Raw genomic sequence first — 22,326 nt, 5'->3', positions numbered from 1 at the left:
GTCAGTGGCGCAGTTTGTAGCCGGAAGCGAGCATGCGCATCGCAATCACGGCCAGCACCACAAAGAAACCGGCAACGATCGCGAGGCTTTCGAGCGGATTGATATCCGACATCCCGAAGAAACCGTAGCGAAAGCCGTCGATCATGTAGAAAAAGGGATTCAGCCGCGACACTTCGCGCCACAGCGGCGGCAGCGTATGCGTCGAATAAAACACGCCCGACAGGAACGTGAGCGGCATGATCAGGAAGTTCTGGAACGCCGCCAACTGGTCGAATTTCTCGGCCCAGATGCCGGCGATCAGACCAAGCGTGCCGAGAATCGCCGCGCCGAAAATCGCGAAGCCGATGATGTAAAGCGGTGCGCTGAAGCTGACCGGCACGAACCAGATCGTCACGATGAACACGCCGAAGCCGACCGCGAGCCCGCGCGCCACGGCCGCCAGCACATAGGCGCCGAACATCTCGTAGTGCGACAGCGGCGGCAGCAGCACGAACACCAGGTTGCCGGTGATCTTCGACTGGATCAGCGACGACGAACTGTTCGCGAACGCATTTTGCAACACGCTCATCATCACGAGACCCGGAATCAGAAAACTCGTGTATTCGACGCCCGGATAGACCTCGACGTGACCGCGCAACGCATGGCCGAAGATGGTCAGATACAGCAGCGCGGTAATGACCGGCGCGAGCACGGTCTGAAACGACACCTTCCAGAACCGCAGAAGCTCTTTGTAAAACAGCGTGCGGAAACCGCTCATGCCAGCCCCTCGATCACTTCCGGACCGTTCATTACCTGAACGAACACATCTTCCAGGTCGGCCTTGCGGACCTCGATTTCTTCGAACGTGCAGCCGGCCGCGCGGCACTGCGCGAGAATCCGCTCGACGTCGTCATAGCTCGCGAGGCGCAGCAGATGCTGACGGCCATTGCCGTTGCCCGCGCCGCTTTCCACCTCGAGCGGGCGCAGTTCAGCCGGCAGCACGCCTTGCGCGAAACGCAGGAACAGTTGCATACCGGCGAAGCGCTGCAGCAGCGCGCTGGTGCGCTCGAGCGCGACCACCTCGCCGCGCCGCAGCATCGCGATGCGGTCGCACAGCGATTCGGCCTCTTCCAGATAGTGCGTGGTCAGCACGATAGTGTGGCCTTCGCGATTCAGGCGCGAGATGAATTTCCACAGCGTCTGACGTAATTCGACGTCGACACCCGCGGTCGGCTCGTCGAGCACGATCACCGGCGGCCGGTGCACCAGCGCCTGCGCGACCAGCACACGGCGCTTCATGCCGCCCGACAACGCGCGCATGTTGACGTCGGCTTTCTCGGTGAGATCGAGATTGGCCATGATCTCGTCAATCCACGCGTCGTTGTTGCGCAGCCCGTAGTAGCCGGACTGAATGCGCAGCGTTTCGCGGACCGTGAAGAACGGATCGAACACGAGTTCCTGCGGCACCACGCCGAGCGCACGGCGCGCGTCGCGGAAATCGCTGACGACGTCATGGCCGCGCACCGCGATGCTGCCTTCATCGGCACGCGCGAGACCGGCGAGTATGCTGATCAGCGTCGTCTTGCCCGCGCCGTTCGGACCGAGCAGTCCGAAGAACTCGCCTTCTTCCACCGTGAGGCTGACGCCCTTGAGCGCTTGCAAGTCCTTGTAGCGCTTCTTGACGTTACGAATTTCTATGGCTGACATGACTGTGGGCCGCGTGCGTCGCGGCGCCTGAATGGGGGCGCAAAGTGCTGGGGGGACGGAATTGGGGCCGGCAAAGTCGCCGGATTTGCCCCAAAAAACGGTTGATTATAGGGCAAAAATTAGCAGCCCCATGACGGCCAAGGGGATTGGCCGCGACGCTATAAGAGCGTCAATGTCGCGACGATATCAGGGTATCGACGCCGTAGGCGTGCGCAAGGCTGGCGAGGCCAGCCGGCAGATTGACGATCTCGAACGGCGTGCCGCGCGCTTGCGCCGCACGTTCCCATGCGAGCAAAACAGCCAGCGCGGACGAGTCGAACTGCGCGAGCGGCGCGCAATCCACGCCGGTCGCGCCGGCGGCGATACGCTGCAAACCCGCCGCGAGCGCGGCTTTCGCGCTCGCGTGGGTCAGGGTCGCGCCGCAGTCGAAGCGGTTGGCGACAGGGCTCAGCACTTCGCTCACGACTGCTTGCCCGCGGCGAGTTGCTGGTTGCGCTGCGTGAGGAACTGGATCAGCCCATCCACGCCCTTCTGCTGGATCTGCTCGCTGAACTGCTGCTGATAGGCCTGGATCAGCCAAGCGCCGAGCACGTTGATGTCATACACGCGCCAGCCTTGCGGCGTCTTGTACAGACGGTAGTCGAGTTCGATCGGCGAGCCGTTGTTCATCACGACCGAGCGCACCACCGTGTCGGTGTCGTCCGGGCTCATGCGGAACGGCTTGTACTGGATCTGCTGGTCGCGCACTTGTGCGAGCGCACCCGAGTACGTGCGGATCAGCAGCATCTTGAACTGCTCGACGATCTGCGCCTGCTGCTCGGGCGTAGCCGTGCGCCAGTTGCGGCCCATGGCCAGTTGCGTGGTGCGATGGAAATCCGTGTAAGGCAGGATCTTTTCGTTGACCAGCCTGGTGATGTGCGAAATGTCGCCTTGCTGGATCGACTTGTCGGAGCGCACCGCGTCGATCACTTGCTGCGTGATCGTCTTGATCATGCCGTCTGGCGAGCTGCTATCTACCGTTTGTGCCGATGCACCGGCGCTGGCGAAGGAGAACAACGCAGCGAACAACGGAATGAGGAAGAATTTTTTCATATCGAGCCTAGCCTTATAAATAGTGCAACCGTTTGAGCCGACATTAACACGCGAGTTCAGCGGCAATCCACGCGCAAACTGCGAGAGTCGTGTCGAACTGTTACGGCCGCACGATCAGCGCAATTTGAATGACGGGAAGTTGAAACGCGACGGCGGGACCAGTTGGCCGGCCGGAATCTGCGTCGTTTCCGGGCCGCCGTTCAAGTCCAGCGGCGGCGTGTCGGACGTGCCAGAGGCGGCTGCAGGTGCAGCCGCGTTGTTCGCCGTGCCCGTAGTCGTGCTCGTGGCCGCGCCTGCCGCCGAAGCCGCTTGCGGCGTCGCCGCTTTCGCAGCAGCACCCTGTGTGCCCGGTGCGCCCGCCGGGGCTGCAGCCGCGCTGCCGTCGACGTCGTCGTACTTGGGCAGCGGGGCTTCGTCGCCGTAGTTCGGCAGCGACGACGACTGCTTGCCGTCCGACAGCAGGTACTGGCGGCGTTGCAGGTACGCGTTACGCACGAACGAATACTTGTCGAGCGCGGCGCCTTCCAGCACGTCGCTCGCGTTCAGCAGATTCGCGCGCGTGTTGACCACGTTGATGCCGTACAGCGCCCAGCTCAACCCATCCGGATGAATGTAGCTAAGCGGGTTCACATAGTAATTGCCGATCGAGCCGACCGCGTCGCGCACCGTGCTCGGTCCGAACAGCGGCAGCACCAGGTACGGCCCCGCCGGCACGCCGTAGTGACCGAGCGTCAGGCCGAGGTCGTTGTCGTGCTTGGGCAGCTTCGCGAGCGTCGCCACGTCGAACAGGCCGCCCACGCCGAACACCGTGTTGATCACGATCCGCATGATGTCTTCGACACCGTCGGTGATCTTCAACTGCAGCAGGTTGTTCGCCGCGATGTAGACGTCGCCGATATTCGAGAAGAAGTTCGTCACGCTGTCGCGCACCGGCTGCGGCGTGATGAACACGTAGCCCTTGGCGACCGGCTTCAACGCGTACTGGTCGAGCTTGTCGTTGACGGTGAAGATGGTGCGGTTGAAGCCTTCGAGCGGATCGCCCTTGGTCGGCGTCTGCACCGTGGTACAGCCGGCCAGCAGCATGGCCGCGACCGCCAGCTTGCCGATCTGGAAGGCGCGCGCGCCCTCGGTATGTGAGGTCTGCATTTTTTATTCTCCTTATTGGCCGGCGGCGCCGGACGCAGGCAAGCTCGCTGCCGGAGCCGCCGGCGCGGGCGCCGGTGCGGCCGGCGACGCGCCCGGCTTGGACGCACCCGAATCCGCGGCCTTGCTATACAGAAACTGTCCGATGAGGTTTTCGAGCACGATGGCCGATTGCGTCATCGAGATCGTGTCGCCCGCTTTAAGCATTTCGCTGTCGCCGCCGGGCTCAAGGCCGATGTACTGCTCGCCGAGCAGGCCCGAGGTCAGGATCTTCGCCGACGTATCTTTCGGAAACGGGTATTGCTTGTCGATATCGATCGTGACGACAGCCTGGTACGCATTGCTGTCGAAGCCGATCGACGCGACCCGGCCGACCGTCACGCCCGCGCTCTTCACAGGCGCGCGCGCTTTCAGTCCGCCGATATTGTCGAACTTGAGCTTGACCGGGTACGTTGCCTGAAACGACAACGAGCTCATGTTGCCGGCCTTCAGCGCGAGAAACAGCAACGCCACGAACCCCAACACCACGAACAGGCCGACCCAGAAGTCGAGAGCAGTCTTTTTCATCGTCATCCCAAAGTGAATCCGCCACGCCGTCAACGCTGCCCGCCGCGCGCGCCTCATGACGCAACGCAGGCCGGAAACGCGCGAACGCAGTCTTAGCTGAACATCAGTGCGGTCAGCAGAAAGTCGAGGCCGAGCACCGCCAGCGACGCATAGACGACCGTCTTGGTCGTGGCGCGCGATACGCCTTCCGGCGTCGCCTTGGCTTCGTAGCCTTGATACAGCGCGACGAAGGTCACCGCGAGGCCGAACACCACGCTCTTGATGACTCCGGCGCCAACGTCGCGCCAGACATCGACGCCGCCTTGCATTTGCGACCAGAACGCGCCGGAATCGACGCCGATCAGCAACACACCCACCACATAACCACCCAGAATACCGACCGCGCTGAAGATTGCCGCGAGCACCGGCATGGCGATGATGCCGGCCCACAGGCGCGGCGCCACCACGACCTTGACCGGGTCGACGGCCATCATTTCCATGGCCGTGAGTTGCTCGCCCGCCTTCATCAGGCCGATTTCGGCCGTCAGCGACGTCCCCGCGCGGCCTGCGAACAGCAGCGCCGTGACCACCGGCCCGAGTTCGCGCACCAGCGACAGCGCGACCAGCAGCCCAAGCGCCTGCTCGGAGCCGTAGCGGTTGAGCGTGTAATAACCCTGCAAGCCAAGCACGAAGCCGACGAACAACCCCGACACCGCGATGATCACCAGCGAATAATTACCTAAGAAGTGGATCTGCTTCGTGACAAGACGCGGACGGCGCAGCAACGGGAAAAATTCGAGCACCAGCCGGATAAAGAAACGCGTGGCGTAGCCGGCCGTGCCGAGCCCGCCGATCACCGAGCGGCCGATCGCACTGATCATGACTGACCTCCGCCGATGCCGAAGTCCGCCGCGAGCGGCGTCTTGCTGGGGTAATGGAATTTGAACGGGCCGTCCGGCGCACCGTCGATGAACTGGCGCACCGTGGCATCGGTCGAGGCACGCAATTCCTCGGGCGTGCCTTCGGCGTGCACGCCGCCGTTGGCGAGGAAATACACGTAATCGGCGATCGCGAACGACTCCGGCACGTCGTGCGTGACGAGGATCGAGGTCGCGCCCAGCGCCTGATTCAGCGCGCGAATCAGGTTCGCGGTAATGCCGAGCGAAATCGGATCGAGGCCGGCGAACGGCTCGTCGTACATCATCAATTCGGGGTCGAGCGCAATGGCGCGCGCCAGCGCCACCCGCCGCGCCATGCCGCCCGAAATCTCCGACGGCAGCAGGTCGCGCGCGCCGCGCAAGCCGACTGCGTTGAGCTTCATCAGCACGAGGTCGCGCAGCAGGTCTTCGGGAAGATCGGTGTGCTCGCGCAGCGCGAAGGCCACGTTTTCGAACACGGACATGTCGGTGAACAACGCGCCGAACTGGAACAGCATGCCCATCTTGCGGCGCAGCGCGTACAGGCCGTCGCGCGTTTGCTGGCCGACGTCCTGGTCCTGGAACAGGATCTGGCCGCGCTGCGCGCGCACCAGACCGCCGATCAGACGCAGCACCGTGGTCTTGCCGCAACCCGAGCCGCCCATGACGGCCACCACCTGGCCGCGCTTGAAGCGCAGGTTCAGGTTCGACAGAACGAGCCGGTCGCCATAACCGAAGTCGACGTCGCGCAGCTCGAGTAAGGTCTCGGGGGAGGAAGACACGAAACTGACAGTCCTTTTACACGGAAACGGAAGGCCGAATTATAGGGCCATCATGCAAAAGTTGCCGTGAGGTGCCCTGTCCCTTTACCAAGCGTGACGATTATTGCGTAAACGCGTGTTGCAGTGCAGAAACGGCGGCGCCAGGATCAGACGCTTCGGTCACCGCGCGCACCACGGCCGCGCCGCCCACGCCGGTGGCCAGCACGTCGGGCAGCACCTGCAGGTCGATACCGCCGATCGCCACCAGCGGCACGACGCCGTCGAGCAGGCGCACATAACGCGCCAGACGTTTGAGTCCCTGCGGCGCGGTCGGAATGGCCTTGGTGGTGGTCGCGAACACCGCGCCCACCGCGATGTAGCTGGGGCGGAAATGCAGTGCCCTCAGAATCTCGTAGAAACCGTGTGTGGACAGGCCGAGGCGAATGCCGCCGGCGGCGAGCGCCGCCAGATCGGCGGTGTGCACGTCTTCCTGGCCGAGGTGGACGCCATAGGCGCCCGCGTCGAGCGCGGCTTGCCAGTGATCGTTGATGAACACCTGGGCGTCGTGCCGACGACCGGCCGCCACGCTCAGCGCGATCTCGCGCTTTAGCTCGTCGGCGGGTTCGGCCGACTTGTGGCGCAACTGGATCGTCTTCACGCCGAAGCCGGCCACCCGCTCGACCCATTCCCCGCTCGGCAGCACTGGATACAGACCGAGCCGCGGCGGGCACGACGGAAAGGCCGGCTCCGGCGCGCCCGGCAAACCGCCGAGGCGCGGGAAATGGCTGAGATCGGACGGAAAGGCGTCGTTGGCGCGGGTTTCGTCGCCGTCACGCCAGGCGAGCGCCAACACCAGCGCGTCGTGCGGATCGAAACCGCAATCCAGAAACGCGGCCAGCGCGGCGATCCAGTCTTCCGACAGATGGCCTTCCAGACGGTAAGTTTCGCCGCCCAGATGAAGCACCGCCCGGTTCTGCGCGGCCTCGATCACACCGGCGCCCCGCACCTGCCAGCGCGCCACCTGCTCACCGTGCTGCTGCGCGTCGGCGATCACGATCAGGTCGCCGCCGTTCGGCTCGTCCGGCGCGGTCAGACAGATGCGCCACGGCGCGTGGGTCGGCGGCCAGTCGCCGAGGCGGGCGCGAATCCGCTCGGCGGCTTCCGTCAGTTCGTCGGCGGGCGGCCAGAACAGGTCGCGGCCCGCCAAGGCCAAAGTCTGCGTCATGCGCCGCCTCCGTCCTGGTGCCAGAACGGCATGCCGACCACCGGCGTGCTGGCGTGCGCGCTTTCGCGCTCGGCCATGGGCCCCGCCAGAAAAGCCTGGCGACCCGCTTCGACACCCAGCGCGAAGGCCCGCGCCATCGCATCGGGATGCGTGGCTTGCGACACGGCCGTGTTCAGCAACACGCCGTCGAAACCCCATTCCATCACTTGCGCCGCGTGCGACGGCACGCCGAGCCCCGCGTCGACGATCAGCGGCACGTCCGGCAACCGCTCGCGCAACATCCGCAAGCCGTAAGGATTGATCACGCCCTTGCCAGTGCCGATCGGCGCGCCCCACGGCATCAGCGCTTCACAGCCGGCATCCAGCAGACGGCGGCCGATCACCAGATCTTCGGTGCAGTACGGCAGCACCTTGAAGCCGTCTTTGACGAGTTGCGCGGCCGCTTCGATCAGACCGATCGGGTCGGGCTGCAGCGTGTAGTCGTCGCCGATCAGTTCGAGCTTGATCCAGTCGGTTTCGAAAATTTCGCGCGCCATGTGCGCGGTCGTGACTGCCTCGCCGACGCTCAGGCAGCCGGCCGTGTTCGGCAGCAACGGCACGCCGTGGCGCTTGAGCAGATCGAAGAAACCGGCTTCGGCGCCACCTTCGTTCATCTGCCGGCGCAGCGCGACGGTCACCATGCCGGGGCGCGCGGCGTCGATCGAATCGGACAGCGATTGCAGCGACGGATAGCGCGAGGTGCCGAGCAGTACGCGGCTCGCGAAGGTTTCGCCGTAGAGCGTGAGCGCGTCGGCGGTTTGGGGGGAAGTGATGGGCATTGTCCTTGTCTCCGGCAGGTCGTGGCGAGGCGTAGCGGTAGGTAGCTTTACGCGGTGTAAGCGGCGGGCTTAACCGCCGGCCACGGGTTGCACGACGTCGAGCTTGTCGCCGGGCTGCAGCGCGCGCGCCGCATGCTGGGTGCGCGCCACGAAATCGCCGTTCAGCGCGACCGCGAACGGCGGCCGAGCGCCGAACGCGACGAGCGCATCGGCGACCGTCGCGCCCTCGGGCAACGACAACGGCTTCTGATTGATATGAATGTTCATGGTGTTCGAATACGGTTCAATCGATGGCGGGAGCAACACAGTGTGCAGCGTTAAGGCGTGTCCAGGACCGTCAGGCCGGACACGACAAATCGCGCAACGCTCATGCCGGCTCCCGCGTGGAATCCAGCTGGAACAGTTCGCTCCAGCGCGCGTCGCGTTGCCAGTCGGCGAACGCATCGGCGTCGCCGATCCGGCCGTCGAGCAGCGCCGCGGCGAAGCGCACGGCTTCGTCGGCGACTTCGGGCACGATCATGTAGCCGTGCCGGTACAGGCCGTTCACGCGCAGTGTCTGCGCGCCATCCCACAGCAAAGCCGGACGGTGGTCCGGCAACGTCGGGCGGCACTGCGAATTCAGTTCGAGGATACGAGCCTCGCCGAAGCCAGGGTGAACGGAAAACGCCGCGCTCAGCAGTTCGAGCGCCGAGCGCACGCTGACCGGCGACATGTCCTCACCTTCGACTTCGGTGGCGCCGATCACGTAGAGATCGTCCTGCTTCGGCGCGATATACAGCGGGTAACGCGGATGCAGCAAGCGCACCGGACGCGTCAGTTTGATACCGGGCGCGTGCACTCGCGCGACTTCGCCGCGAATGCCGCGCAACGTGGGCAGCACCGGCTTCGCGCCGAGACCGCGGCAGTCGATCGTGATGCGCGCGGGCGGCAGCGAATGGTCGTCGACCGGTGTGTTCCAGTGCGTCTCGACACCGCGTTGTGCGAGGCCCGCGGCCAGCGCGGCCAGCACCTGGCGATTATCCAGTTGACCTTCGCGCGGCAACAGCCAGCCCTGGTTGAAGCGTCCGGCCAACGCGGGCTCGGCGGCGCCGAGCTGCGCGCCGGCCAGCGTGACGAAGCCGCCGTCCAGCAAGTCAGCCGGTGCATTCGAGCGCACCCGGCGTTCGAACAGCGGCGCTTCGGTGCGGTCGGCATGATGCCAGACCACCAGCGTGCCATTGCGCTGGAAGAACACCGGCTCGGGTAACTCGGCCAGCACTTGCGGCCACGTATCGAGCGAACTCGCGCCGAGGCGGGTGATCAGCAACTCGGCGCTGGCGGCTTCGGCGAGCGGCGCCAGCATCGCGGCGGCGACCCACGCTGCCGCTTGCGAACCAGCGGCGTCGCCACGCTCATACAGCGCCACGCGATGCCCTTGGCCCGCCAGACGCCACGCGACCAGCCGGCCGCACAGGCCGCCACCGAGAACAGCGAAATCGGGTTGCGCGGAACGGCTCATTGCGCACGCTCCGCTTCACGATGTTCAATCGGGCGAAACAGGCTAAAGCACAGCGCGCCGGCAGCGGCGCGACGAAGAGCAAAACACATAACTGAAGAATAGGCGGTCATCGAGTCCTTTCCGTACGGCAAAAAAAACGCACGTACCCAGGACGAAACCGGCGGGTGAGGCCGGCCGGGCACGACGCACGTTCTGATGACGTACGCCACCCCGGCGGGGAATGGAAGACTGGCTGCTTCCGGAAACTTCCCGCGCCGGTATTACCCGGATCGGGTGCAAAGGGTCTCTCTCAGCCTTGCCGCTACGGCATGAAAATCATGCGCGCCTGTGGGCAAAGCACCCCTGTTTCGTCGAAGGCCATTAGACCATAAAAGCCGCAGCGCCCGCAAACCAGCGCCCGGCGTGTTCGAGCGGAGTTTGATCCGGCACCTTCTTTTATGTTGCCGATGCGGCCCGGCGCGGCGCTCTGGCACAATGCAACGAGCCCATGCCACGACGGCACGGCGCGTCCGACGCGAATCTTATGAACCGCCGCCCGCGCCGTCGGAGCATGGCAGCGAAGCCTTCTGGCGCAAATTAATTTTCGCTTAAGGGCTGCGCGCCAGAATCGGACGCTCGCCCGGACGAGCGTTCGTCGAGCACGACGCCCGGGCATGCAGGCCAGCACTTCATCAGGATGCTCATGACACCGAATACCTCAGCCAGCCCCGCGCTGCCGCCGGACGAAAAAATCTCCGCCTGGAGCCTGATCAAACCCTACTGGGTCTCCGAAGAACGAAAAACCGCCTGGGGCCTGCTCATCGCGATCATCGTGATGAACCTGCTGGTCGTGTGGATCAACGTGCGCCTGAACCGCTGGAGCGCCGACTTCTACAACGCGCTGCAGACCAAGAACGTGCACGATTTCCCGCACCTGCTGATGGTGTTCTCGGTCCTCGCGTTCGCCTTCATCATCCTCGCGGTGTACGGGCGGTATCTGCGCCAGATGCTCGGCTTCCGCTGGCGCCAGTGGCTGACCACGCGCTATCTGAACGAGTGGATGCACGACAGCGCGTTCTACCGGATCGAACGCGACCGCCTCGCCGACAACCCCGACCAGCGGATCAGCGACGACCTGCAATCGTTCGCCACCACCACGCTGTCCCTGACGCTCGACCTGCTCTCCACGGTCGTCACGCTGGTGTCGTTCATCACGATCCTGTGGACGATCGGCGGCGCCCTGACCGTCTCGCTCGGCGGCATGCCGGTGCAGATTCCCGGCTACATGGTCTGGGCCGCGGCGCTCTATGCGGTGGTCGGCTCGCTGATCATCCAGAAGGTCGGCCATCCGCTCGTGCCGATCAACTACCAGGCGCAGAAAGTCGAGGCGGACTTCCGTTTCGGCCTGATCCGTCTGCGTGAAAACGCCGAACAGATCGCCTTCTACAACGGCATGGAAACGGAGAAGGCGAGCACGCACTCGCTGTTTGGGCGCATCCGCGACAACTGGTGGCAGGTGATGAAGTACACCAAGCGGCTCACCTTCGTGCTGAGCTTCTACGGCCAGATCGCGATCATCTTTCCGCTGGTGGTCGCCGCGCCGCGCTACTTCGCCGGTGCCTTCACGTTCGGCGTGCTGATGCAGATCTCCAGCGCGTTCGGCACCGTCAGCGATTCGTTCTCGTGGTTCATCAACAGTTACGGCAGCCTGGTCGAATGGCGCGCCACCGTGAACCGGTTGCGTGAATTCAAGCGCATCCTGCATTCGCCGCACTTTAAGGAATCGGTTTCGCCGGCCACCGAGCATGGCGGTATCAACCTGCATTACGTCGACGCCGACAAGCTCTCCACCGAAGGCCTCAAGCTCGCGCTGCCGAACGGCAATCCGCTGTCGCGCATTCGCGATATCGCGATCCAGCCGGGCTCGCGCTGGCTGGTGCGCGGTCCGTCCGGTTCGGGCAAGAGCACGTTGATGCGCGCGCTGGCCGGCCTGTGGCCGTTCGGCGACGGCTCGATCGACGCGCCGGTGAACGCCCGCATGATGTTTATTCCGCAGGTCAGCTACATGCCGATCGGCACGCTGAAGGCGGCGCTCGCCTACCCGTCCTCGGCCGACACCTATACGGACGACGAATGCCGCGAAGCGCTGACCACCTGCCATCTGTCGGAGTACGTCGACCGGCTGGCGGAATCGGGGCACTGGACCCGCATTCTGTCGCCGGGCGAACAGCAGCGTCTCGCCGCCGCGCGCGTGCTGCTGCACAAGCCGGACTATCTGTTCCTCGACGAAGCAACCAGCGCGCTCGACGCCGAAAACGAAGCGCGGCTCTACCGTCTGTTCACCGAGCGCCTGCCGAAAGCGGCGATCGTCAGCGTCGCGCATCGCGAGTCGCTGGCGGCGTACCACGACGAAACGCTCGACGTCGAACGTTCCGGCGAAGCGGTCGCGGCATGAGCGTGCCGAGTCCCGCCGGCTTCGATCGCGTCGTGCTGATCACCGGCGCGGGCTCCGGCATCGGCGCGGCACTGGCCCGGCGCATCGCCGCGCCGCGTACTGCCCTGATGCTGCACGCACGCGGCGCCGACGAAGCGTCGCGCGAACGCCTCGCTCAAGTGGCCGCAGATTGCCATTCGAGCGGCGCGCAGTGCGCAACGCTGTGCGCCGACCTTGCCGAGCGTGGTGCGGCGGAACATCTGATCCATCAAACGCTGACCAGCTTCGGCGCACTCGATCAACTGGTCGCCAATGCGGGCCACGCTCAGCGGCAAACGCTGCACGCGCTCGATCCCGATACGTTCAGCGCCGCCTGGGCCGCCATGCCGGCGGCGTTCGCGGCGCTCGTCAAACGCGCTTCGCCCGCGCTGGAAACGTCGAAGCGCGGCCGCGTGGTCGCGCTCAGTTCGTTCGTCGCCCACCGCTATCGCGCGGATGCGCCGTTTGCCGCGACGGCGGCGGCGAAAGCGGCGCTGGAGTCGTTAGCGAAAACGGCGGCGGCCGAACTTGCGCCGCATGGCGTGACCGTGAATTGCGTGGCGCCGGGTTATACCCGTAAAGATCGCGGCCCGAGTGCCGATAACGTATCGGTGTGGCAACACGCGGCGCAAGCGACGCCGCTGGGCCACGTCGCCGAACCCGCCGATATCGCCGCGCTGATCGCGTTCCTGCTCTCCGATGAAGCACGGCATATCACCGGCCAGGTGATTCACGTCGACGGCGGCCTCACGTTGGGCTGAACAACACCCACTGCCGCAACATCCAGAAAGACCCGCAAAGAGTTCGAAAGCATTTGCGAAGCCGACAAGCTGTTCCGCGCTTTGAACACGTGCTCCTCCAGCGACGATAGCCAGGCGTGCCAAACCTCGTGTGGCACGCCATGTCATTCAACGCTACTGGACTCTTCGCTCATGTCATTCGATCGCCGCTCCTATCCTTTGACCCGCCGCCTCGCGCTGGCTGTTGGCGCAGCGCTGCTGCTGACGAGTGCCGCGCACGCCGCGCAAACCACCCAGACCGACGAACCCGCGGACGTATGCCCGGCGCTCAGACATATCGTCGACACAAGCGACTTCAAACAGTTGCAGGCGCAACCGGCCGCTCGGCTGCCGGGCTTGTCGGACGCGGACGACTGCCGCGCCAGCCAGCACGCGTACGACTGCCACTGGCGCGCGCATTGGCAAGCCGACGGCGTGGTCACCGATCCGCTCGAAGAATTCGGCGCCGATATTGCGGCCTGCTTCCCGAACGTCGTGCATGACCTCAACACGCCGACGCGTCAGCATTTCATCGTGACGACCGCCACGGCGCGACGCGTCAGCGTCACGGCGAACGTGCAAGGGCAGAACGAATTGCGCCTGCGCGTCACGCGCTGAGCGTGAACCCGCAACTGCATCTGAGCCCGAGCCCGAACGCTCACACCGCCGGCCGTCACGATTCACCGCGCTGCGCGCTGCACGGCCGCCTCCTTTGACCGCCACCAGGCACCGTCTCATGACCTTCATGCCGAGCATGCGCGCCGCCATCTTCACGCGAGCTTCACGCGCTGCGTGCACCGCGTGGCTCGTCACGCGGCGGCCGTGCGCGCGGCTGGCCGTCGGCGCGATGCTGGCGGCCGGCCTGAACGGCTGCGCGTGGACACTGATCCAGGCCGCCGATGCCACCGGCTCGGTGATTCAGGCCGGCTACGCGATCGCGGCGAATTACTCGTCGCCCACCTTCGTCAACGGCCGGCCGGCCGATGTGCACAACGTCTGCATCGAGGTGAATCAGACGGTGTCGGTCGGCGATTTCGTGCCGGCGTTGCAACTCGCGCTCGACCGGCGCGGCATTCGTTCGGATGTCTACAATCCGGGCACCTCGCCCGCCGGTTGCGAAGCGCGGCTCGTCTACAACGCCGCGATCGACTACGGCCGCCGCTCGTTCAGCGACGAATCGATCCAGTACCTGTCGATCATCGATCTGACGCTGATCCAGAACGGCCGCATTCTCGTCACCGCGCGCTATCAGACCGGCGGGCTCAACACTGACCGCTTTTCGTCGGCGTCGACCAAGCTCAATGGTCTGATCGAACGGATGGTGGTCGATCAGAGCGACTTCGCGCGCCAGTCGATGCAGACCATTCAGACCTCGCAGGCGAACTAGCCGCAGCACGCTGCTTGCCGTCTCTTACACGGGAAAGGATTCGAAAGCGTTACGCACTTTGCGCGGTCCGTGTCGATCACTAAGATGGCCTGAATGAACCAATCCATTCTGGTCGTCGACGACGACCCCGTCGTACGCGAGCTCGTCAGCAATTATCTGCAGGGGCGCGGCTTCAAGGTCGCCACGCTCGAACACGGCCTGGCGCTGCAGCGCAAATTGCAGGACGAGCGTCCCGCGCTGATCGTGCTCGACATCATGATGCCGGAGCTCGACGGCATCAGTGCGCTGCGCGCGTTGCGCGTGGCCGGCGACGATATTCCCGTGATTCTGCTGACCGCGCGCGCCGATCCGATCGACCGCGTGATCGGCCTCGAACTCGGCGCCGACGACTATCTCGGCAAGCCCTTCGAGCCAAGCGAACTCGTCGCGCGCATTCGCACGGTGCTGCGCCGACGCGGCACGATTGCGCCGAGCGCGCCGGAACAGCGCGCGCCATATCGGTTCGGTCGTTTCGAAGTGAATTTCCCAGCGCGCGAATTGCGTCGCGACGGCGAGCGCATCACGCTGCGTTCGAGCGAATTCGCCATGCTCAAAGTGTTCGTCACGCATTCGATGACGGTGCTCACGCGCGCGCAGTTGCTGGAGAAACTGCACGGCAATAGCGAGGCGCATCGCAATCGCAGTCTCGATGTATCGATCTGGCGCTTGCGGCGGCTGATCGAAGTGGATCCGTCGGAGCCGCGCTACGTGCAGACGGTGTGGGGACGCGGGTATGTGTTCGTGCCGGACGGGGAAATCGGCGCGGCCGAGCGAAGCGCGGCGCCGTTGGCGTAGTAATGAGAGGTGACCCGCCAAGCCTCAAACCCTCGCCCCCTCAAACGCTCAAAACGTCAGCACGCTCAAAAACATGCGCTGCAACCAGCCCATCGTTGTGGCGTCGGACACCATCCCCGCACCCGCCTGTTCGATCCGCGCGTTGGCGACCTTGCTCGACGCGACATAATTGCCCGCCTCGATGTCCTTGGGATTGACGATCCCCGACAGGCGCAAGCGGTCGCGGTTGCCGCTCATCGCAATCATCTTCTCGCCCGACACCACCAGGTTGCCGGTCGACATCGTGCCGATCACGGTTACGGCCAGCGTACCGGTCATGCCGCTCACGTCGGTGAGACTGCCCTGCCCTTTGTAGTCGGTGCTCGCCGAGCCGATGTTGAACAGCCTCGCGAGCCGCGCGGCGGCGTTGGTCGACTGATCGGCAGCGGTGGCGGTGATGCTGCTCGAACGGCTCGCCGCCGCCGTCGAACTATTGTTGCCGCTATACGACTCCGACAGACGAATCGTCAGCACATCGCCAATATGCTGCGCACGCGGGGTTTCGTACAGCAGCAGCGGCGTGCCGGCCTGATAGATCGCGCCTTGCGTGTTCACGTTGAGCGACGCAGAGGCGAGCGGCGGCGCCATCGGCGTATCGACGATAGAAGGCTGCCGGCCGCCCGAACAGGCCGCGAGACAGAACGCCGCGCCCAGCGCGAGCGTGAGAGGTAGCGTAGTCATGCAGGCTCCTTGAACGGTTCCGCTTGATGGATCGGCTGGCTGGGAAGGAACGCCACGATCGCGGCGCAACCTGATTGCACGAAGAGGAATTCGCGTGGGCCGGCGCGTCATGGTGTGAGCGCGCCGCTTGTCGACGGCGCGCATCAACCCGCCTCCGCGCCGCTCGCCTGCCATTGCCGCACGACCGACTTCACCCACGCATCCGAACCCTTCAGCAGATAGGTGAGCGTGCCGTTGCGCGTGCCCGGCAGAAAGCACAAGGTGATCGAACTCACCGCGTTTTCCCAGACATAGGTTGGCATCGCGCCCGAGGCCGACACGTTCCGCGTCGCGAAGCGCGGCGGCCCGTAGCGGTCGGCGAGCGCGTCGCGCAAGTCTTCGGCGGTGATCTCGTCGATCACAAAAGAAATCTCGTACAGACGCAGCGCGCTTTGTCCGTCGACGCGCGCGAAGCGCAGCACATGCTCCAGCGCCGGCGCGCCGTCCACCACCGCTTGCGACACGGCCCAGCCGTCGTTGCCGCGATGCGCCCAGCGGCACGCCACCGTCAAGCTCTCATGCGACTTCAAACGCATGCCGAGCGCGCCCGCCTGCACATCCGTCTCGCAGACCGGCACGCTGCCGACGGGCGTCGCCCGCACGGTCGAACCCGCGCGGAATTCGTCGAGCGTCATGCCGAGCGCGACGCCACGAAATGCGAACGGCGCGTCCTGCCTGGGCGAGCGTCGGCGCGCATCGGCGGCTGCGTCCTTCTGCGCCGGAGCGGTTGCCGACGCATTCGGATTCGCGTCACGCGCGACCGGTTGCGCATAAACGGCCAGCGAAAACAAACCACCGAACAGCGCCAACGCACAGGCAATCCGTTTGAGTGTCATGATTCAGTCGATCGCGGATGAACACATGTCGAACGGGGCGGCCGCGGCATGGCCGACGACCGGGACGATTTTCAACGTGGCTGAGGTCAGCCGGCACGGCAGCGCGGCAACGGCGCAGCCGCCCAACGGCAGCAGCGCCGCGCCGAGCGTCAACCACGCAACGACACGAATGAAACGGTCAAGGATTCTCGGGGTCGACACACGGGCCTCGTTGCGTCAGGCGGTCGTGTTGACGTTATGCCCAACGAGTCCGGCGGGCAGCGAAGGCAGCGCTTCGGCGGCGGCCTCCTGAGTCGGCATCGCCGTGCCGGGGTTGGTTTGCGCAGCAGGTTTCGGCGCTGGCGGTGTCGGCGCCATCGAAGAAAAGCGGGTTGAGCTGAAGTTGTTATGAACGGTCATGATGAGCCTCGCGTGGCGCTAGGTTTCGATTTCACGCCGCTTGCCGTGGGCCCAAGGCGTTAGGCTGTTTCCGGCTTGCGGCGCAACGTACTGCACGACGAATCATCGCGCCGCGCACACACCGGCGATGCACGAAGAAAAGCGCGCTTTCCGGCGGTTCTTCCGAGCCGTTGCGAGCGGTTTCAATTACGCGCAAATTGTTTCTTCGGAGGAATTTTTGGCGATGCTTATCGAATTGAATGGGCTCGAACGGCGTGCCGCGCATTGCCAAATATGGCGTGTGTGAAATACGCTACGAGCCTTCGGCAGCGGGCCTTACGCGTCGACCGGCACGGGCTGTGCGGGCGAGCGTAAGCATTGGTAAGAAAACAGTCGGCCGCGCGTTGTGCGGGCCAGTCTAGAATTTCGCCATGAATCCACAGGTCCTTATCGTCGACGACGATCCGGTCGTACGCGATCTGCTATGCAAGTTTCTGCAATCGAACGGCTTCGACGCGTCGGTGCTGCATGACGGCACGCATCTTCAGCGGCGGCTCGAACGCGAGCGCCCCTCGGTCGTGGTGCTCGACATCATGATGCCGAACACCGACGGCCTGCGCGCGCTCACCGCGTTGCGCGCCGCCGGCGACGACATTCCGGTGATCTTCGTGACCGCGCGCGGCACGGTGGCCGACCGCATCGTCGGGCTCTCGCTCGGCGCGGACGACTACCTGACCAAGCCGTTCGATCCACGCGAACTGCTCGCGCGCATCCATACCGTTCTGCGCCGTCGCGGGCCGTCCACTACTAGCGCGCCGGAATCCCGCAAGCCGTACCGGTTCGGGCCGTTCGAACTCGACTTCGCGACCCGTTCGCTATCGCGTGACGACACCAAGCTCGCGCTGCGCGACAGCGAGTTCGCGCTGCTGAAGATCTTCGTCAACAATCCGTACAAGGTGCTGTCGCGCGTGCTGATTCACGACCTCGTGCACCGCGACAATCTGGCCTTCCGCGACCGCAGTCTTGACGTGCCGATCTGGCGTCTGCGCCGCGTGATCGAAGAAGATCCGTCCAATCCCTGCTACGTGCAAACGGTGCGTGGCAAAGGCTACGTATTCGTACCCGACGCCGACGGCACGCCCTTCGCCGACGAGGCCGCCTCCACCGCATGAGAAACCCGCTGAACACGCTGTTCGGCAGGATGGCGTTGCTCTCGACGGCGGTGTTGTTCGCGATTCAGGCCGGCTGGTTCGTGCTGATCGTCATGCAACCGCCTCGTCATGAAATCGACGGTTTCGCGCGCGGCATTCTGCTGGTGCTGCAGGCCGTCAACGGCGAGCCGATGAAGGGCGCCGCGCTCGCGCCCGCCATGCGCGTGCATCTCGTGCCGACCTGGAACATGCCGGCGAGCGTGCATCTGGGCGAGCCGACGCGGCATCCGCTGACCGATTTGAGCCGGCAACTGCGCGACAACCTGCCGCCCGGCACCCGGATCGCCGTCGACGATTTACGCCCGCCGCAACTGTGGGTGCTGTTCCCCGGAAAATCGAACTGGGTGGTCGTGCCGGTCGACGTGCCGCCGCGCCCGCGCTTTCTGATCGAAGCCGTTTCGATGCTGGCGGGCGCGCTAATCCTTTCGCTGCTCGCGGTGTGGCAGATGCAGCGACCGTTGTCGCGGGTGGCTGGCGCCGCTCGCGAATTCGGCTCGGGTGGCCGGCCTGAGCCCGTCACCGTGCAAGGGCCGCGCGAACTGCGCGATCTGATCGGTTCGTTTAACGACATGATGCGGCGCCTGAACGAAGCCGGCGACGACCAGGCCGTGATGCTGGCCGGCGTCGCGCATGACCTGAAAGCGCCGCTCACGCGCCTCAAATTGCGCGCCAGCGTGCTGGTCGCGGAAAGCGAGCGCGCCGGTCTGATCCGCGACGTGGACTCGCTGACCAATATCGTTCAGCAGTTCCTCGAATTCGCCGGCCAGTCCGCCGACGCCGGGCCGCCGGTCGAAGTCGAAGACTTTTTACGGGAACAGTTTTTCGCCGGCGACAGCAGCGAAACGCCGTTATTCACGCTCGATCTGCGCGCGGGCCCGGCGTTCAAATTACCGCGCACACTGCTCGACCGGCTGGTCACGAATCTCGTGGATAACGCGCTCGAACACGGCTCGCCGCCGGTGGATATTGCGACCGCGCGCAGCGAAGGACATTGGGTCATCAGCGTGCGCGACCACGGTCCCGGCATTCCGGACGACCGCATCGCCGCCGCGATGAAACCGTTCGTGCGGCTCGACGCCGCGCGGGGCGGCGAAGGTCACTGCGGCCTCGGTCTCGCGATCGTGGCGCGGCTCGCGCACGATCGCGGCGGACGCTGCCACGTGCGCAATCATGCGCAAGGTGGGTTGGAAGTGCGGATCGAGTTGCCGGTGATGGCGGCGTTGACGTGAGACGTGAGGGAGATGGAAAGCTGACGTGTGCGCTTACGCGCCCTTACTGGAGGGTCCGCTGCACGGGTAGCGGCCTTATAGTCAGCCCCGGCAACCTCGATGCCGCCCTTTCTCCGTCCGCCCGCTTATCGGGGCGGACTTTTTTTTGCGTGCCGCGTAGCGCGTGTCACGCCCCGCAGTTCACTGCTCACTGCTCAACGTTCAGGTTATGAGCCGGCTGTGCAGCATATCGATCGTCGACTGAGCGAGCCCCAAGCCTTGCGTCAGATAGTTCGTCATCGTGCCGTAGTTCGCCTGCACCTGATCGAAGCCCGCCTGCAGGTAACTTTCCTGGACATTCAGAAACGGCGTTTCGACCGTGGCAATCGCGTCGCCGTCCTGCGCGCGTAGCGTCTCGATCTGCGTCTGGATCGACGGTGCCAGATACACGTTGCTCAGCAGATAGTCTTGCGTGATGACGTCGAGCGGCACGTTGGCGATGCTCTGCAGCAGCGCTGCCACCCAGCCGGTGCGATCCTTACCCGCGCTCGAATGAAATAACTGCGCGCCGGCGCCGTCGGCCAGATGCGTCAGCAGTGCGCCGAAACTGGCGCGCTGGGCCGGTCCGGTGACATAGGCGCGCGCCTGCGCTTCCATGAACGCGGTAGCGGCGCCGGCGGAATCAAAAGCGGGGGCGACGAAGTCGCCGGTGCCGAGCACGTTGAAGGTCTGTACGATCGCGCCGCCCGGCAGGATGTCGGCGGTGCGCGCGATCTCGCCCGGCGTGCGTAGGTCGTAGACCGTGGCGATGCCGAGTTTGTCGATCGTGGTGGCGTCGGCGCTGCTGAGCGTCAGCACATTCGCGCGATAGAACGCGCCACGGCGCATCTGTTTGCCGTCGACGGTCGGATAGCCGGCCGCAGCGCCCGCGAGGTCGCGGAAATTGTCGACCGAAGCAAGGCGCGGCGTGGGCGGCTGATCGGCGTCGAGATTGCCGCCACCGCAGGCGGACAGCAGTGAAGCGCTCAGGCCCGACATCAGCAGCACGCTAGCCGAGCCCTTGAGGAAGGTGCGGCGCGACGCGCAATCCGCATCGGACACAGTCCGCTGGACAGCCCCATTCGCTCGCGACAAGGTCGTGCTCGCGAAGCGGCGCAGTGGCGAGCAGATTTTTGCGGTGGCGGGCATTAGGCGTGGCTGGCGCGGACGTGAGAGGGTTGTTCGCAGCATAGGCGCTGCCGGCGCAGTTTACCGGCCGACAATAACTTTTGCGTTACAGAGTAGTAGTTGGTAAGGAACGGAGAGGTTGGCTCGGGCGTGCTTGCGGTGGGTCGAGCGCCGCGCATGCGCCGCGAGTCGCAATCCGAAGCGATTTCCTCAATCTTGCGTCTCTTATCGACTATTACGCTGGAACGCCATTTTTGACCACAACTGGCCTCGGGACGCCTCATCCCCTTAGAATACAAATACCCCTTTATGCAGCCGCCGGCAGGCCAAAAGACCTGGAGACCATAACAAAACATGCCTTCGCTCCAATGGTTCACCGAACTGACCCAGCGCGAGCGCCGCACGCTCTACGCCGGTTTCGGCGGCTACGCAGTCGATGCCTTCGACTTCATGATCTACTCGTTCCTCATTCCGACCTTGATCGCGACATGGGGCATGACGAAAAGCGAAGCCGGCATGATCGCCACCAGTTCGCTGATCTCGTCGGCGATAGGCGGCTGGCTGGCCGGCATTCTCGCCGATCGCTACGGCCGCATCCGCGTGCTCCAGTGGACCATCGCCACCTTCGCGCTGTTCACCTTCCTGTCCGGCTTCACGCATTCGTTCTGGCAACTGCTCACCACGCGTACGTTGCAAGGCATCGGCTTCGGCGGTGAGTGGTCGGTCGTGACGATCATGATGGCCGAGACCATCCGCTCGCCGCAGCATCGCGCCAAAGCCGTCGGCACCGTGCAAAGCAGCTGGTCGTTCGGCTGGGCGGCCGCGGCGATCATCTACTGGGCATTCTTCGCACTGCTGCCCGAGCAGGTTGCGTGGCGCGCCTGCTTCTGGATCGGCCTGCTGCCTGCAGCGTGGATCATCTACATTCGCCGCAACGTGAGCGACCCGGATATCTATCTGGAAACGCGCCGCGCTCGCGACAACGGCTTCGATACCTCGCACTTCCTGCAGATTTTCTCGGCGTCGCACCTCAAGACCACCTTGCTCGGCAGCGTGTTGTGCACCGGCATGCTCGGCGGCTATTACGCGATCACCACCTGGCTGCCGACCTATCTGAAAACCGTGCGCCACCTTTCCGTGTTCAACACCAGTGGTTATCTGATCGTTCTGATCGTCGGTTCGTTCACCGGATATATCGTCGGTGCGATTCTTTGCGACAAAATCGGCCGGCGCGCGTCGTTCGTGCTGTTCGCGATCGGCTCGTTCGTGCTCGGCATGGTCTACACGATGCTGCCGATCACCGACGGCATGATGCTCGCGCTCGGCTTTCCGCTCGGCATTGTCGTGCAGGGGATTTTCGCGGGCGTGGGGGCGTATCTGTCGGAGCTTTATCCGAACGCGATACGCGGGTCGGGGCAAGGCTTCTGCTACAACCTGGGGCGCGGGCTCGGCTCGTTCTTTCCGATACTCGTCGGTACGCTGTCGCAAACCATGACGCTGGTAAAGGCAATGGGCATCGTGGCCGGTTCCGGTTATCTGCTGGTGATCGTCGCCGCGCTCTGTCTGCCGGAAACCAAGGGCAAAGTACTCGGCGCGGCTAGCCCCGCCGCCTGACCTCGCTGCACACAT

General features: G+C 64.7%; 25 protein-coding genes and 1 riboswitch. Of the genes, 8 read left to right on the top strand and 17 right to left on the bottom strand.

Translation table 11 applies throughout. From position 1 onward, the window contains the following. Nucleotide 1: 1 nt before the first annotated feature. The 12 genes from GGD40_RS14410 to GGD40_RS14355 form a co-directional block, all read right to left on the bottom strand. Nucleotides 2-757, bottom strand: coding sequence for an ABC transporter permease (locus GGD40_RS14410; protein ID WP_035554858.1), 756 nt, complete (start codon nt 755-757; stop codon nt 2-4). Beyond that, nucleotides 754-1,686, bottom strand: a complete 933-nt coding sequence (locus GGD40_RS14405; RefSeq protein WP_179744050.1) for an ABC transporter ATP-binding protein — start codon at nt 1,684-1,686, stop codon at nt 754-756. The genes GGD40_RS14410 and GGD40_RS14405 overlap by 4 nt, the downstream gene beginning before the upstream one ends. Before the next feature lie 169 nt (nt 1,687-1,855). Then, entirely contained in the window at nt 1,856-2,149 is a 294-nt protein-coding gene (locus GGD40_RS14400; RefSeq protein ID WP_035554852.1) for an STAS domain-containing protein, read from the bottom strand. Beyond that, on the bottom strand, nt 2,146-2,778 hold the full coding sequence (locus GGD40_RS14395; protein WP_179744049.1) for an MlaC/ttg2D family ABC transporter substrate-binding protein: 633 nt from the start codon (nt 2,776-2,778) through the stop codon (nt 2,146-2,148). The genes GGD40_RS14400 and GGD40_RS14395 overlap by 4 nt, the downstream gene beginning before the upstream one ends. A 114-nt stretch (nt 2,779-2,892) precedes the next feature. Continuing rightward, the gene (locus GGD40_RS14390) at nt 2,893-3,924 is read right to left on the bottom strand and encodes an MlaA family lipoprotein (protein WP_179744048.1); all 1,032 of its coding nucleotides are present in this window, start codon (nt 3,922-3,924) and stop codon (nt 2,893-2,895) included. A 12-nt stretch (nt 3,925-3,936) separates the two neighbouring features. Then, on the bottom strand, nt 3,937-4,488 hold the full coding sequence (gene mlaD / locus GGD40_RS14385; RefSeq protein WP_035562635.1) for an outer membrane lipid asymmetry maintenance protein MlaD: 552 nt from the start codon (nt 4,486-4,488) through the stop codon (nt 3,937-3,939). A gap of 92 nt (nt 4,489-4,580) precedes the next feature. Further along, nucleotides 4,581-5,348, bottom strand: coding sequence for a lipid asymmetry maintenance ABC transporter permease subunit MlaE (mlaE, locus tag GGD40_RS14380; protein WP_179708053.1), 768 nt, complete (start codon nt 5,346-5,348; stop codon nt 4,581-4,583). Next, a complete protein-coding gene (locus GGD40_RS14375) occupies nt 5,345-6,166 on the bottom strand; it encodes an ABC transporter ATP-binding protein (RefSeq protein ID WP_179708051.1) in 822 nt (273 codons plus the stop codon). The genes mlaE and GGD40_RS14375 overlap by 4 nt, the downstream gene beginning before the upstream one ends. A 100-nt stretch (nt 6,167-6,266) precedes the next feature. After that, nucleotides 6,267-7,370 (bottom strand): thiamine phosphate synthase, encoded by a 1,104-nt coding sequence (thiE, locus tag GGD40_RS14370; protein WP_179744047.1) that lies wholly within the window; start codon nt 7,368-7,370, stop codon nt 6,267-6,269. Continuing rightward, nucleotides 7,367-8,182, bottom strand: a complete 816-nt coding sequence (locus GGD40_RS14365) for a thiazole synthase (protein WP_179744949.1) — start codon at nt 8,180-8,182, stop codon at nt 7,367-7,369. The genes thiE and GGD40_RS14365 overlap by 4 nt, the downstream gene beginning before the upstream one ends. 75 nt (nt 8,183-8,257) lie before the next feature. Then, on the bottom strand, nt 8,258-8,455 hold the full coding sequence (thiS, locus tag GGD40_RS14360; RefSeq protein WP_035554838.1) for a sulfur carrier protein ThiS: 198 nt from the start codon (nt 8,453-8,455) through the stop codon (nt 8,258-8,260). A 100-nt stretch (nt 8,456-8,555) separates the two neighbouring features. Beyond that, on the bottom strand, nt 8,556-9,686 hold the full coding sequence (locus GGD40_RS14355) for an FAD-dependent oxidoreductase (RefSeq protein ID WP_179708046.1): 1,131 nt from the start codon (nt 9,684-9,686) through the stop codon (nt 8,556-8,558). Between the two features lie 229 nt (nt 9,687-9,915). After that, a riboswitch (TPP riboswitch) is annotated at nt 9,916-10,040 on the bottom strand. Nucleotides 10,041-10,368: 328 nt separating this feature from the next. On the opposite strand from GGD40_RS14355, the gene GGD40_RS14350 reads away from it, so the two are divergent. From GGD40_RS14350 to GGD40_RS14330, 5 genes are all read left to right on the top strand, one after another. Beyond that, complete coding sequence (locus GGD40_RS14350; RefSeq protein ID WP_179744046.1) at nt 10,369-12,120, top strand: ABC transporter ATP-binding protein/permease; 1,752 nt, start codon at nt 10,369-10,371, stop codon at nt 12,118-12,120. Further along, nucleotides 12,117-12,899 carry an SDR family NAD(P)-dependent oxidoreductase gene (locus GGD40_RS14345; protein WP_179744045.1) on the top strand — a complete coding sequence of 261 codons (783 nt, stop codon included), beginning with the start codon at nt 12,117-12,119 and terminating at the stop codon, nt 12,897-12,899. Before GGD40_RS14350 ends, GGD40_RS14345 begins: the two co-directional genes overlap by 4 nt. Nucleotides 12,900-13,070: 171 nt before the next feature. Then, entirely contained in the window at nt 13,071-13,535 is a 465-nt protein-coding gene (locus GGD40_RS14340) for a hypothetical protein (RefSeq protein WP_179744044.1), read from the top strand. A gap of 118 nt (nt 13,536-13,653) precedes the next feature. Further along, complete coding sequence (locus GGD40_RS14335) at nt 13,654-14,304, top strand: hypothetical protein (RefSeq protein ID WP_179744043.1); 651 nt, start codon at nt 13,654-13,656, stop codon at nt 14,302-14,304. A gap of 93 nt (nt 14,305-14,397) precedes the next feature. Next, complete coding sequence (locus tag GGD40_RS14330) at nt 14,398-15,138, top strand: response regulator (protein ID WP_134961637.1); 741 nt, start codon at nt 14,398-14,400, stop codon at nt 15,136-15,138. Between the two features lie 48 nt (nt 15,139-15,186). Here the strand turns inward: GGD40_RS14330 and GGD40_RS14325 are convergent, their stop codons facing one another. The 4 genes from GGD40_RS14325 to GGD40_RS14310 all read right to left on the bottom strand — a co-directional run bounded on the left by GGD40_RS14325 (nt 15,187) and on the right by GGD40_RS14310 (nt 17,132). Then, nucleotides 15,187-15,858, bottom strand: a complete 672-nt coding sequence (locus GGD40_RS14325; RefSeq protein WP_179744042.1) for a flagellar basal body L-ring protein FlgH — start codon at nt 15,856-15,858, stop codon at nt 15,187-15,189. 143 nt (nt 15,859-16,001) lie between these two features. Beyond that, nucleotides 16,002-16,733 carry a hypothetical protein gene (locus tag GGD40_RS14320; RefSeq protein WP_179744041.1) on the bottom strand — a complete coding sequence of 244 codons (732 nt, stop codon included), beginning with the start codon at nt 16,731-16,733 and terminating at the stop codon, nt 16,002-16,004. 3 nt (nt 16,734-16,736) lie between these two features. Beyond that, nucleotides 16,737-16,904: a DUF6726 family protein gene (locus GGD40_RS14315; protein WP_373565333.1), complete on the bottom strand. Its 168-nt coding sequence runs from the start codon at nt 16,902-16,904 to the stop codon at nt 16,737-16,739. Between the two features lie 45 nt (nt 16,905-16,949). Further along, nucleotides 16,950-17,132: a hypothetical protein gene (locus GGD40_RS14310; protein ID WP_179708031.1), complete on the bottom strand. Its 183-nt coding sequence runs from the start codon at nt 17,130-17,132 to the stop codon at nt 16,950-16,952. 410 nt (nt 17,133-17,542) lie between these two features. Between GGD40_RS14310 and GGD40_RS14305 the strand changes: the two genes are divergently transcribed. Next, nucleotides 17,543-18,283 (top strand): response regulator, encoded by a 741-nt coding sequence (locus GGD40_RS14305; RefSeq protein ID WP_035554819.1) that lies wholly within the window; start codon nt 17,543-17,545, stop codon nt 18,281-18,283. Next, the gene (locus tag GGD40_RS14300; protein ID WP_179744040.1) at nt 18,280-19,551 is read left to right on the top strand and encodes an ATP-binding protein; all 1,272 of its coding nucleotides are present in this window, start codon (nt 18,280-18,282) and stop codon (nt 19,549-19,551) included. Before GGD40_RS14305 ends, GGD40_RS14300 begins: the two co-directional genes overlap by 4 nt. Before the next feature lie 201 nt (nt 19,552-19,752). On the opposite strand, the gene GGD40_RS14295 is transcribed toward GGD40_RS14300, so the two are convergent. Further along, nucleotides 19,753-20,718, bottom strand: a complete 966-nt coding sequence (locus GGD40_RS14295) for a tyrosine-protein phosphatase (RefSeq protein ID WP_179744039.1) — start codon at nt 20,716-20,718, stop codon at nt 19,753-19,755. A 333-nt stretch (nt 20,719-21,051) separates the two neighbouring features. Here GGD40_RS14295 and GGD40_RS14290 point away from each other — a divergent pair, with 333 nt between their 5' ends. Further along, nucleotides 21,052-22,311: an MFS transporter gene (locus GGD40_RS14290; RefSeq protein ID WP_179744038.1), complete on the top strand. Its 1,260-nt coding sequence runs from the start codon at nt 21,052-21,054 to the stop codon at nt 22,309-22,311. Nucleotides 22,312-22,326 lie beyond the last annotated feature (15 nt).

Origin of the sequence: Paraburkholderia bryophila (assembly GCF_013409255.1) — a bacterium.
Lineage (GTDB): Bacteria > Pseudomonadota > Gammaproteobacteria > Burkholderiales > Burkholderiaceae > Paraburkholderia.
This window is presented reverse-complemented; position numbering and strand designations above follow the sequence as displayed.

Coding starts and splice junctions, on each gene's coding strand:
- GGD40_RS14350 (WP_179744046.1), top strand. CDS start 10,369: ATGACACCGAATACCTCAGCCAGCCCCGCGCTGCCGCCGGACGAAAAA.
- GGD40_RS14340 (WP_179744044.1), top strand. CDS start 13,071: ATGTCATTCGATCGCCGCTCCTATCCTTTGACCCGCCGCCTCGCGCTG.
- GGD40_RS14295 (WP_179744039.1), bottom strand. CDS start 20,718: ATGCCCGCCACCGCAAAAATCTGCTCGCCACTGCGCCGCTTCGCGAGC.
- thiS (WP_035554838.1), bottom strand. CDS start 8,455: ATGAACATTCATATCAATCAGAAGCCGTTGTCGTTGCCCGAGGGCGCG.
- GGD40_RS14355 (WP_179708046.1), bottom strand. CDS start 9,686: ATGAGCCGTTCCGCGCAACCCGATTTCGCTGTTCTCGGTGGCGGCCTG.
- GGD40_RS14405 (WP_179744050.1), bottom strand. CDS start 1,686: ATGTCAGCCATAGAAATTCGTAACGTCAAGAAGCGCTACAAGGACTTG.
- GGD40_RS14390 (WP_179744048.1), bottom strand. CDS start 3,924: ATGCAGACCTCACATACCGAGGGCGCGCGCGCCTTCCAGATCGGCAAG.
- GGD40_RS14335 (WP_179744043.1), top strand. CDS start 13,654: ATGACCTTCATGCCGAGCATGCGCGCCGCCATCTTCACGCGAGCTTCA.
- GGD40_RS14290 (WP_179744038.1), top strand. CDS start 21,052: ATGCCTTCGCTCCAATGGTTCACCGAACTGACCCAGCGCGAGCGCCGC.
- GGD40_RS14325 (WP_179744042.1), bottom strand. CDS start 15,858: ATGACTACGCTACCTCTCACGCTCGCGCTGGGCGCGGCGTTCTGTCTC.
- GGD40_RS14300 (WP_179744040.1), top strand. CDS start 18,280: ATGAGAAACCCGCTGAACACGCTGTTCGGCAGGATGGCGTTGCTCTCG.
- mlaE (WP_179708053.1), bottom strand. CDS start 5,348: ATGATCAGTGCGATCGGCCGCTCGGTGATCGGCGGGCTCGGCACGGCC.
- GGD40_RS14320 (WP_179744041.1), bottom strand. CDS start 16,733: ATGACACTCAAACGGATTGCCTGTGCGTTGGCGCTGTTCGGTGGTTTG.
- mlaD (WP_035562635.1), bottom strand. CDS start 4,488: ATGAAAAAGACTGCTCTCGACTTCTGGGTCGGCCTGTTCGTGGTGTTG.
- GGD40_RS14305 (WP_035554819.1), top strand. CDS start 17,543: ATGAATCCACAGGTCCTTATCGTCGACGACGATCCGGTCGTACGCGAT.
- GGD40_RS14395 (WP_179744049.1), bottom strand. CDS start 2,778: ATGAAAAAATTCTTCCTCATTCCGTTGTTCGCTGCGTTGTTCTCCTTC.
- GGD40_RS14310 (WP_179708031.1), bottom strand. CDS start 17,132: ATGACCGTTCATAACAACTTCAGCTCAACCCGCTTTTCTTCGATGGCG.
- GGD40_RS14410 (WP_035554858.1), bottom strand. CDS start 757: ATGAGCGGTTTCCGCACGCTGTTTTACAAAGAGCTTCTGCGGTTCTGG.
- thiE (WP_179744047.1), bottom strand. CDS start 7,370: ATGACGCAGACTTTGGCCTTGGCGGGCCGCGACCTGTTCTGGCCGCCC.
- GGD40_RS14330 (WP_134961637.1), top strand. CDS start 14,398: ATGAACCAATCCATTCTGGTCGTCGACGACGACCCCGTCGTACGCGAG.
- GGD40_RS14345 (WP_179744045.1), top strand. CDS start 12,117: ATGAGCGTGCCGAGTCCCGCCGGCTTCGATCGCGTCGTGCTGATCACC.